Source organism: Xenorhabdus eapokensis (assembly GCF_001908105.1).
Window position 1 is genome coordinate 1 of the sequence record NZ_MKGQ01000083.1, and the last position, 2,803, is coordinate 2,803.

General features: G+C 56.2%; 2 protein-coding genes and 1 pseudogene. All 3 read right to left on the reverse strand.

Annotation, left to right across the window (positions count from 1 at the left end; all coding sequences use genetic code 11):
- A partial coding sequence (locus Xedl_RS19225) for a PAAR domain-containing protein (protein WP_208605098.1) occupies positions 1–2,023 on the reverse strand: 2,023 nt, incomplete at its 3' end.
- A gap of 12 nt (positions 2,024–2,035) precedes the next feature.
- Positions 2,036–2,455 (reverse strand): DUF1795 domain-containing protein, encoded by a 420-nt coding sequence (locus Xedl_RS19230; protein ID WP_074025309.1) that lies wholly within the window; start codon positions 2,453–2,455, stop codon positions 2,036–2,038.
- A 47-nt stretch (positions 2,456–2,502) separates the two neighbouring features.
- Positions 2,503–2,803: pseudogene (locus tag Xedl_RS19235) on the reverse strand (type VI secretion system Vgr family protein); the annotation flags it as partial.

Genomic DNA, 2,803 nt, shown 5'->3' on the forward strand with positions numbered 1-2,803 from the left:
ACCGCTTGTATCCCTCCGTGTCCTCTGCCGCAATCACCAGCCCGAACTCATTGCGCATCAGCGTGGTTTTATTGCCATCCGGGGCAATAAAGCAGTCGGCATTACCGTGATTGTCGTATTGCTGCCACCAGACCCGCCCGAGCGGATCGGTCATGCTGATCAGCCGGTCAGCCTCATCGTAGTGATATTGCCATGTCGCACCGGTGGCATCGGTGAATTGGGTGACCAGCCCGGTATCCGCCAGATAATCTAACGTCAGGGTTTGCCCTGCCGGTAAAATCTGGTGGCGCAGGTTACCCCATTCATCATAGTCATAACGCGTGACATGGCCGCACGGGGTTTCGACCTGGGTTACCTGCTGCTGGTCGTTGTAATGCCAGGTGGTGGTATGGCCTTGCGGTGTGGTGGAACGGGTGATACCCGGTTCATAAGTCAGTTGCACCGGGTAAAACCCGCCACTGCCGATACTGTGGATACAACGGCCCTGCGTGTCATAGGCATAATCCACCGCGGTCTGGTCACCATCCGTCCAGCGGCTAATCAGCCCCTGTTCGTTATAGTCATAGAACAGGTGAAATTGTTGGGTGCTGTCCGCTTCAGCCAGCCAGCCGTTGACATGATAGCCATAGCAGATCATCACGTCATTCAGACCGTTATCCGTGCGGCGGATGTCAGCCAGCAGGCCATCTTCACGGTAGAACAGCCGCAGTTCCGGCCCATCGCTGTGGGTGACTTTTTCCAGTTGATGGGTGTCGTTATAGTGAAAACGCACAGTATTGCCATTGCGATCACGGTGTTCAGTGAGTAACCAGCGTTGTACCGTCTCCTCTTCTGTGACTGCTAAGCGGGTGAAGTATTTGCGAACCGGATTATTGCGCTCGGTAAGGACAAAGCCTTGTTTTTGACGGCTCAGCGTAAATTCCGGGTGATCCGGGTTGATGCTGTGGTCAACGCTCCGGGGCAGGGCGAAATGCAGGGAAGCCCCTTCCAGCGTCAGGAGTTCTACCCGGTCGTCGGTCACGATAACGGTCTCGGAGAAATTGTCCAGCCAGTTTTCGCCAAGCAGTCCCCGCAGTCCCGGTGACCAACTGCGGGTAAAAGTCAGGGGTATCGTTTGCCCCAGCTCAAACTCGGTGCGTTGGTCAAACAGGCTGCCGGTGGTGACGTCTATCGGGTCACCGGTGAAGAATTTTTTGGTGGCCTGAGTGAAACGTTTAACCCCTTTATTGGCTTTAAACGCGGCTTTGGCACAAATCAGCCTGCCTTTCAGGGCACGGCCGGCTTTTTGGGCTCCCAGCTTTGCGCCGGTCAGTAGAGTCTGCCGGCCGGTTTTGGTAAAGAGCTTGCCTATTCCCTTGGTTAACCCCCGTGAAGGGGGCACCACAAATTCGACCGCGATTAATAACGCCCGTTGCCAGCCGGAGAATTCTTCTTCAATCTCAAGGTAAGTCCCCTGACCGGAGCCGATAAAGACTTTGCCCGCCCCGCTCTTGATGGTGGCGCCGCACACCAGTTTGTCACCTTTTCGGGCCGCCGGTTGACCATTGATAAATACCGATTCACTGCCCTGGGCGATCAGCGGGGGCGGATGTTTGCTACAGGCGGCTAAATCCACGGTCGATCGGGCCGCCGCTTTGCCCTCAATCAGCACATTCGGTGAGCCTTGGCTGATGGCACCATCCGGCGACCCGATGCTGTCCACCATATTGGTCACCGCCGCACTGACATCGCTGATAAACCCGCCCAGCGCCATCGTTCCCGCCGTGCCTAATGCCAATACCGCTGCGGTCGCCAATCCGCCGGTGCCGACAATTACGGCGGAGGCCGCCGCAAAGACGGCCGCACCAATCAATGCCCCGACCACTACGCCCGCCAGCGCGCCTAAAAAGCTCGAATGCTGGATAATATCGCCCTCACGCGCGGCAGCCGGGCCGCGGGGCTGTGAAGGGGGCATGACTCTGCCCACCGCGTGGGTCGCCCCCACACGGGCAATCCGTGTGACAATATCGTCACCCAATCCCATGATGACCTCCTGTCACGCCGCCTGAAAACTGCTGATCACCGCCAGTAATGCTGTGCGTTGCCCTTCTTCAAAGGGGTGCGGTGACGTCAGGTTAAAGGCCAGTAACTGGCTGCCCCGGATCTGCAAGACCACCGTCTGGTGCATTTCCCCTTCCGGGCTTTGCCAGTGGTAATCCAGTCGCCAGGCGGGTTCACCACTGAGTACCAATTGTAAACGCTGGTGCTCCTGATAGCCCGGCAGGTGGGTCGCAAATTGGGTCAGCGTTTGTGCGTAATAGGTTGCCGGATCGCTGCCCTCAGGAACCGGTGTGCGGTTAATCACCAAATTAACGCCACTGTCATCCGGCAGGACAAACACCTGCATGGTTTCATCGCGCCAGTTGGCCGGGAGAGTCAGGGTGCCTTCATTCATCTGGTAAGGGTGTGTACTCATCGGTATTTCCTTTTTAACTTGTTGTTTTTTTAACATCACGAATGCGATCAGTTCAGGGTGATCACTTTCTGGCCATTGATAATGACGGTGTCACCGGTAATATGGATATTGCCGTCCTTGTCGATCGAAATGCTGCCTTTGGTATTACCGATGTAGATCCCCGCTTCGGTGGACTGGATAGTGATGGCTCCCTTGGCACTGAGCACGCTGGTTTTTTCCACTGTCACCTGTCGTGTCCCGATGCTGCTAACTTCCGTACCGATGATTTCCTTATGACGATCTTTGCGCACGGTAATCACCTGATTGTTGCCGACACTTTCTGTGTGGTCATGCACCACACGGGTTGAC